The 8,539-nt window shown below is 63.8% G+C and carries 4 protein-coding genes; 1 reads left to right on the top strand and 3 read right to left on the bottom strand.

Annotation, left to right across the window (positions count from 1 at the left end; genetic code table 11):
- Positions 1-85 precede the first annotated feature (85 nt).
- The 3 genes from ASE89_RS11680 to ASE89_RS11670 form a co-directional block, all read right to left on the bottom strand.
- Positions 86-355, bottom strand: coding sequence for a hypothetical protein (locus tag ASE89_RS11680; protein WP_156363441.1), 270 nt, complete (start codon positions 353-355; stop codon positions 86-88).
- Positions 356-570: 215 nt separating this feature from the next.
- On the bottom strand, positions 571-4,023 hold the full coding sequence (locus ASE89_RS11675; RefSeq protein ID WP_056677803.1) for a glycoside hydrolase family 2: 3,453 nt from the start codon (positions 4,021-4,023) through the stop codon (positions 571-573).
- A 67-nt stretch (positions 4,024-4,090) separates the two neighbouring features.
- Positions 4,091-5,134, bottom strand: coding sequence for an ROK family protein (locus ASE89_RS11670; RefSeq protein ID WP_236701735.1), 1,044 nt, complete (start codon positions 5,132-5,134; stop codon positions 4,091-4,093).
- A gap of 178 nt (positions 5,135-5,312) precedes the next feature.
- On the opposite strand from ASE89_RS11670, the gene ASE89_RS19800 reads away from it, so the two are divergent.
- Complete coding sequence (locus ASE89_RS19800; protein WP_236701734.1) at positions 5,313-8,492, top strand: TonB-dependent receptor; 3,180 nt, start codon at positions 5,313-5,315, stop codon at positions 8,490-8,492.
- The last annotated feature ends 47 nt before the right edge of the window (positions 8,493-8,539 follow it).

Genomic DNA, 8,539 nt, shown 5'->3' with positions numbered 1-8,539 from the left:
AGTCTCCTCACGGAGCCTGAATCAGATCGCGCCTTTAACATCAATGGGTCCTGACCCTAGGATCGAGCACGCGGAAGCTGGTTGATCAAAGCTCTTCACATGGCACGACGATGATCTCGATCGTCCGCGCGAAGATCGCCGCGTCGCTTTCAGCAACACGGTCCTTGCCGATCGCGCTGCTGGTCGGTCGCGCAAGGATGAGGAGGAGTAGCGCGGTGCCCGATGTCGTGCGGTCGTACGATCTACCGCCGCGTAGTTTTTTTTTGAGCCATCCCGCGGTTTTCGGCAACATCAGACCTTCTGCATGCAAAACTGGAAGAGAGCAGCCAGTCTGCTTTCGGCCGGCGATCGGCATAAATGGACGTTCGTTCAAGAGACGGGGCGGGGGACCGAGTGTCGCTCCTTGGTGGAAAGCCGGCATTCCGCATTAGGTGGCACTTTTAGCGTAAAACGCCGTATATTCAGGTGTGCCCCGTCGCCCTTCAAGGCGTCCCGTTCCGGACGTAGTTCCGATCATCAGGGGCGGCGACGCAGTCGCGCCCCATAATGACCCGCGTACGATCAAACGCGCTATCGTTCGATTGGACGCGTCATTTCCGGGAGGTTCCAGCCTCGTAACGTCACCGCCGCCGGTGCCGCGCCGACCGTCTTTGGATAGCGGATTTCAATGCGCCGGGTCTCACCGGGCAGGAGCGCGACATAATTGTCGTTGTAGAATGCCGGCAGGATGCGCTTACCCGCCGTATCGACCAGCGTCAGCTTCGCATTGAGCGCGGGCACCTTGGTGGCATTGGTGAGCGTCACGGCCACCATCATGTCGTCACCGATCGATATCGGGGCGGCGACCGAAGTGCTCAGGGTAACGCTCTGCAGGCTGTTGAGCATCTGATAGGCAGCCTCGTCCTTGCCGCGCCAGTAGAAATTCTCCGCAACCGTCTTGCCGGACTGATCGGTCATGTCGAGCTTGACCAGAAGTATCGGATGCGATGCGAACAGGCGGTCGAGTGGCACGGCGGCAAGCGGGGTTGCCGCATTCGCCTTTGCATCGAGACGATCCTCGCGGCTGAACAGTTCGGCATTGTCGAGCCCGACCACCCGCGTGCGAACGCGAAGGCCGGGGCGTGGCTCGCGGGTAGTATTGAGTACGACCAGTTCGTTGCCCGGCAGGTTCAGCTGAACATGGAGCGGCTCCGCGGCCTTTTTCGCCCCGTAATATGCCGCATGAGTATCATAGTCCCAGCTGTAGATCTGCCATGCGTTCGACGGCCAGGCCGGGTGGGTCATCCACAGGAGTCGGCCGGAGTTCTTGGTCCAGAGATGGCCCAGAAACCCTTCATACATCGCCTTGTGCGTCTCGAGATTCATCATCTGCGCTTTCCGCTCGAAATCGGCGAAGCTCGTCGCAGGTCCGAACATCGTCGCCAGCGTCGTCATGAACGTCTTGGTGTCGCCGTTCCCGGCAAAGTGCCAGTCGTGATAGGCCAGCGTGTCGCTGAGCGGCCAGGTCTCGCTATCGGGCATGGTGGCGCGGACGGATTCAAGCGTCGAGAGCGACGGCGTTCCCGTTTCGACGGAGAAGCCGCTGGCCAGATCGGTGAAATAGCCCACCGGTGGCCGGTAGTTGTACGGCCCCGACCCCTGCAGGTTGACGACGTTCGAGCTGCCCGTGAACCAGCGCGTGCCATCCTCGCGCGCGATGAGATCGTCGAGCCCTTCGTTCAGCGTGGGATAAGGCACGCCTTCGTTGCGGCCGAACCACAGGATGATCGACGGGTGATTGCGATAGCGCCGCACGACGTCGTCCGCATTCTTGAGGAAGAGCTCCGGGTCCTGCGGCTCGACCTGGAAATTCTGCGTTGATTGCCAGAAATCGTTGAGCACCATCATGCCGGTCTCGTCGGCGAGGTCGAAAAACTCGGCTTCGGTGTTATTGCCCATCCAGTTGCGGATGACGTTCATGTGCGCCTCCTTCTGGAGACGGAAATAGGGCGCCAGCCGGTCCCGGCCGACGCGTTTCATCGCATCGTCCATGCCCCAGTTGCCGCCGCGCGCCGCGATCTGCACGCCGTTCACGCGGATGGTCAAATGCGGCTCGGGCATTGTCTCCGCGACGGGTGTCACCGCAGGGGAGCGCTCGCCAGCCGCGGTCAGCGATTCGGTCCACCCGTTCGGCGACTGCTTGATCGCTTCGTGACGGACGTCGACAAGACGTTCGCCGCGCAGGCTGCCATCGGTAAACTGCAGATTGACTCGTCGGAGCGAGCCCGCAGTATCGAACAGCGACAGGTCGTAGCTCACCTCACGGATGCCGAACCGATCGGTACGCGTGTCCGACAGCCGGCCATCGGCCAGCGCCTCGAGCGACAATTGGTACAGCGCCTGCTCGCCGTAGCCGTTCGGCCACCAGAGTTTCGGATTTGAGACGCGCAGCTGGGCGAAGTCCTTGGGCGAGAAGGCGACCTTCGTCTCGCCGGGCGATACGGTCACCGTCTTCTCGACATGCACGTCGCCAAACGCCGCGCGAACGGTGACGCTGCGCGGCGTGGTGCCGTCGTTGCGAACGGGGACGGTGATGTAAACATCGGCACGGTCGGTCCGTGGCAGCGGCAGGTCGGTGACGACCTGTGGGTCGAGCAGGCGGACGTCGCCATGCGCCAGCAGTTCGACCGGACGCCACAGCCCGGTATTGCGGTCGCGGATGCCGGGAATCCAGTCCCACCCTTCGGTGGCGACGAAGGTCGGACCGTCGATGGCGAGCTGTCCGCCATTCTCGCCGACGCCCGCGCTGATCGATTGTTCGTGTGGAATGCCGGGATGGGGCGGCGGCGACACGCGCACCGCGACGACATTGTCACCGGCGACGGGGACGAGATCGAACTGGCCGCGGATGAACGCGCCGCGTGTACTGCCGAGCTTGCGGCCGTTTGCCCAGACGTCTGCGGCATAGTTGATGCCGCCGAAGACGAGCGTAAGCCGCTTTCCGGCGGCTTCGGGCGGGACGGTGAAGCTGGTGCGGTACCAGTAATCCTGCCGGGCGAGGCTTTCGGGAATCTTGAGGTTATTCAACCCGTAATAGGGGTCGGGATAGACTCCGCGATCGACCAGCGTGGTCAGCACGGTGCCCGGCACGGTTGCGGCACGCCATGTGCCGCTGGGCACGCCCGGACGTGACAGCGTCGCACCATCGTCGCGCACGTCCGGCGCGGCCGCAAGCTGCCAGCCGTTCACCAGCCAGCGGCCGTCGCGTGCCGGCGCCAACCCCGTTGGCGGCAAGGGCATGTTTAAGACCGGCGGCGTGGTGGCGTCGCCGCGTGCCTTTGGCAGCGTCCACGGATCCTGTTGCTGCGTCAAACCGATATTGGCTTGTTTCTGGAGCGGCCAGCCGACGCCGACCTGCCAGAACTGGACGAGCGCGAAGTCTGGCTGCGCGCGGGCTTCGTCGGCCAGTGTCGCGGCGCTCCGCGCGCGCGCGTCGAACGTCGCGTCGGCCAGCGATCCGCCGAAATGCTGCTTCGCGCGGCCGGTGCCGGTGACGGGTGCCAGTGCCAGACGGGGCGTGACGGCGACCGAGCGGCCGGCGCGCGACGCTACCGGCCGGCCGTCGACATAGAGCATCAGCGTGCGACCGTCCGACACGGCGGCGACATGCGTCCAGCGACCGGCGGCGAGCATGCTTCCGCCAGTGACGCGAACGCTGCCGTCGGCGCCGGTGACGCGGCCATCGACGAGCGAGAGACAGCGGCAGGCCCCCAGCGGATCGCCGACGGCGAGCAGGGTGCCGGTCATACGCGTCGCACCGGGCTGGACCCAGGTCGACAGAGTCCAGGGCGCATCGGCGGCGACCCCTGCCTGCGCGCCGGTCAGGTCGCGCTCGACGCCGATCCCGCCAGCGAGGATGTCGACGTTATAGGGGCCGGCGTTGCCGATCGCTGCTGGCGCGTCGGCTGGCGCGGTTTGCGCTGCGACCGCGCCCGACAGGGCCGTTCCTAGCAGTAACAGGGTGGTGAGTGTCGCCAGTCGCATGAATAGTCCCTCCTGAGGTGCCGGCTTGGCAGTGCTGCCGGTCAGTTTTGTGCCGCGGTATGCCGGGTCAGTGACCGACCTGCGGATCCTTTGTCCATAATCTAGCGGCACCGCGAACGCCGGAGGCGTCGCCCCAGCGTGCGGGCACGATACGGCCGTCCCACAGATCGGAAAATGTGTGGCGGCGCACGACATCGGGCAGGCCGGCGTAGATTTCGGTGACGTTCGACATGCCGCCGCCAAGGACGATCACCTCGGGGTCGAGCAGGTTGACGACGAGCGCGAGCACACGCCCGAGGCGATCGACATAGGCATCCAGCGCGGCGCGGGCCGCGGGGTCGCCGGAGCGCGCCGCGGCAACGATGTCGGGCGCGCTGAGCGCCAGCCCGTGTTCGGTGGCCGCGGCCCGCGCAAAGCCGGTACCCGAAACCCAGCTCTCGATGCAGCCCGACAGCCCGCACCAGCATGTCGGAGCATCGGCCTCGCGTCCGCCGGGCCAGGGCAGGGGCAGATGGCCGATCTCGCCAGCGATCCCGTGTGCACCATCAATCGCGGCGCCGGACAGCACAACGCCACCACCGACTCCGGTACCGATCACCAGCGCAAAGACGCTCTGCGCACCCTCAGCGGCACCATCGATCGCCTCCGACAGGGCCAGGCAATTGGCATCGTTGACCAGCCGTACGGGGCGACCGAGCGCCCGGGTGAGGTCCTCGCGAAAGGGGCGGCCATTGAGATAGGTAGAGTTGCTGTTGCGCATGATCCCGGTTCGCGGTGACGGCGAGCCCGGTGCACCGATCCCGACCGTGCAGCGCGCGCCCCCGGCGTCGTCCGCCGCGGCGACCAGGTTCGATATCGCGGTCAGCGCGCTGTCGTAGCTGCCGGGATTGGGAATGCGTTGCCGCCACGCAGCCGCGCCGTCTTTCGAGAGCAACACGGCTTCGATCTTCGTACCGCCGAAATCGATACCCAGCGCCGGCGCAGCATCTTCGCATACCAGCCCGCCGATGTTGGCAATGGTACCACTCTCCCCCACGATATCCTCCCCCCATGCTCGTGACCGCTGCACGGCCATCCCGATCGACAATGCCAGTTCGAAAAATAAACGCAAATTGATTATCCAATTGACGGCGCTTTGCGGCGCGGTAGAACACGGTTGCCAAGACAACGGTAAGTTGCGGCTGGCACGTGGGAGAGGGGTAGGCGCCGCGGCGTCGATCAACTTCATTCTCGCAGGCTAACGCGTTCGCCAATCGCTGGCGGTGTTGATTGTGAGGGAGAGGGTCGGAATGTTGCGCGCAAAATCCAAGAACATGCTGATGGTCGCCGCGTCGGTGACGGCGTTGGTCAGCAGCAGTACTGCGCTCGCGCAGCAAACATCGACGACGCAGGGGGTGTTGCAAAGCGCGCCCACCGATCAGGCAGCATCGCCGTCCGCAGCTGCGGCCGATCAGGCGAGCGAAACGCAAACCCCGACCACCCCGACGAGTGATGCCGCCGCAGAAAGCGAGGACATCGTCGTTACCGGCATTCGCGGCGCGCAGCGGCGTGCGGTCAACCTGAAGCGCGATGCCGCGTCGGTCACCGATTCGATCTCCGCCGAAGACATCGGCAAGCTGCCCGACGTGACCATCTCGGATTCGCTCCAGCGTATCCCTGGCGTGCAGATCCGCCGCGACGCGGGTGAGGGGGCGGCAATCAACATTCGCGGCCTGCCACAGGTGACGACGCTGCTTAACGGCGAGGCCTATCTCGGCGCGCAATCGATCACGACGATCCAACCGAATTTCAACGACATCCCGTCGCAGCTGTTCGCCGGCGCCGACGTCATCAAGTCGAGCACGGCGGACTTGCTCAACGCGGGCATCACCGGCTCCGTCAACCTGCGTACGCGCCGTCCGTTCGACCTGAAGAAGGGCTTCACCTTCGCCGCTGCCGCCGAGGGCGCGTACGGCGACAAGACCAAGGAATTCGATCCAAACCTGAACGGCTTGTTCGGCTTCCGTGGTGAGAAGGTCGGCTTCCTCGTGTCCGGGGCCTATTCGAACCTGCATCTGTCGAACTCGCACAACGGCATCCAGGAAGGCTATGGCGCAGCGCTCCACAACGAGCAGTTCAACACCGCCGCCAACCCGACTGGCGACGTCAACCTGAGCAGCGGCTTTTCGCCCGCCAATCGTCCCAAGGGCACGATCGTCGGTACCGGCCGCGACGTGAACGGCGATGGTGACTCGAACGACGCGTTCATCGTCCCACAGGGTTTCACCGCCTGGGACAAGGTGAACCAGCGCGAGCGGATCGGTATCAATGCCTCGGCGCAGTGGGAGATCAGCGATGCGCTGACCTTGAACGCCGACGCGTTCTTCACCCGCCAGAACGAGAACGACCGGACTGCCGGCATCCAGATGCAGAACGTCAACTGGCAGGCGGCCGAATTCGTCCCGGGGCAGTCGCGTAACACGGGTTCGATTGTTTCGCTCAGCAACGGCGGCGTGACTCGCGACTATGACCTGAACACCACACAAGTCTATAATTACGATCTCGGCAACTTCGACTCGTACGCGCAGAATGATCGCTTCAAGTCGCAGTCGCAGAACTACAATGTCGAACTCAAGTACGACAATGGCGGTCGCTTCAAGGCAAGCCTGCGCGGTATCTACGGCAAGGCCTATTCGAACTACGACCAGAGCTATCTGCAGTTCAGCCCGTCCAACGGCGCGCAGTGGCAGCCGGGCGGGATCGGTCATTATCCGACGGGAGACGTCGCGTTCAATCCCGGCGGCTATGTCGTTAACACCCTGGCAGGCGCGGCGTCGCTACCAGCGACGGTCGATTTCACCGGCAACCAGCCCGTGTTCACGCTGCCATCGCAGCTGACGAACGCGCTTGGCAATATCGACAGCTACACGATGAAGACGACCTCGTCGGAGGGCAATTACCGGCGCAAGGGCGACCTCAAGCTGATCCGCGGTGACGTCTCCTACGAGGCGAACGACAATGTCAGCCTTGCCCTGGGTGGCCGGTACAGCGAGCGCACGGTCGACGATTTCGAATTCGATCGCGCGGCACCGCTCTATGCCGGGCAGGCGTCGCAGGCGGGTGGCTGCCTGGTCAAATGGAAGGCATTCGACGTCCCCCTGAACGATGCCTCGTGCCGTGCCGGTACGGGCACGTTCGGGACCGCCAGCTTCGCTCCCTACACCGCAGGGCAGGTCCGCAAGGCGAGCGATCCGATCTTCAACGGGCAGGTCAAGCAGTACAACCTGCCGGGCGCTGGCCTGCCGCCGATCTACGTGCTGGATCCCAAGGTGATGGACAACGCGCTGGCGTTCCAGAACAGCTTCTACCCTGGCAACGTGGAAGTGCAGAACCCAGGTGCGTCGTTCAACGTCGGCGTGAAGCAGATTTCGGGCTACGCGCAGCTCAACGTCAAGGGCGACGTGTTCGGCATCCCGGTGTCGGGCAATGCGGGCCTCAAGGTCATCAACACCAAGCTCGACATCACGCAGTTCGTCACCGGTTCGCCACAGCCCTATGGCCTGGCCAATCTGAGCAACGGCACCGTCGAGACCAAGCGCAGCTTCACCGACTTCCTGCCCGCCTTCAATCTCGCGTTCAACCTCGTCGAGAATGTGAAGCTGCGGCTTGCCTATTCGAAGACGATGACGTTGCTCGACCTCAACCAATGGGGCGGCGGCCTTAACCCGACCTATGCGATCGACACGAGCAACCCCGGTTCGCCCGTGTTCCGCGTCACCGGCGGCAGTTCCAACGGCAACCCGCAGCTCGATCCGTGGCGCGCCACCAACGTCGAGGGATCGCTCGAATATTATATCGGCGCGAGCAGCCTGATCAGCGTCGGCGCCTTCTACATCGACGTTGCGAGCTTCATCCAGTCGGGCAACATCGTCCGCACCGACCTGCCCGACAATGACGGCGTCGTCCGCAACCGGACGGTCTCGATCAGCACGCCGGTGCAGGGCGATGGCGGGACGCTGAAGGGCGTCGAGGCAGGCTGGAAACAGTCGTTCAGCGACCTCGGCTTCATGCCGTCGATCCTGACCAACTTCGGTATCGACGCGAACATCACCTATTCGCCGTCCGACTCCGGCGCGGTCGATCTGAAGGGCGATGCGATCCCGTTCCAGGATAATTCGAAGATCCAGACCAATCTGGCGGGTTTTTACCAGGACAATCATTTCCAGGCGCGTGTCGCGTGGAATTATCGCTCCAAGCGCGCGGTGCAGCAGAATTTCGGCGGTATTCAGGGTCTCGAACTCTATCAGCAGCCAACCAACTATGTTGACGCGTCGATCAGCTACGACTTCACGCCGAACCTGACGCTGTATGCGCAAGGGTCGAACCTGACCGGAGAATACGAGAAATACTATCTGACCTTCCCGGACGAGAAGGCCTACAACAACATTTACGAGCGCCGGTTCATGGCGGGTGCACGCTTTAAGTTCTGAGGCGTAATGTGTGACGCAGATGCCCGCCGGCTTTCATCGGGGTGGCG

It is taken from the genome of Sphingomonas sp. Leaf30 (assembly GCF_001422525.1).
GTDB classification, from domain to species: Bacteria; Pseudomonadota; Alphaproteobacteria; order Sphingomonadales; family Sphingomonadaceae; genus Sphingomonas; species Sphingomonas aerolata.
This window is presented reverse-complemented; position numbering and strand designations above follow the sequence as displayed.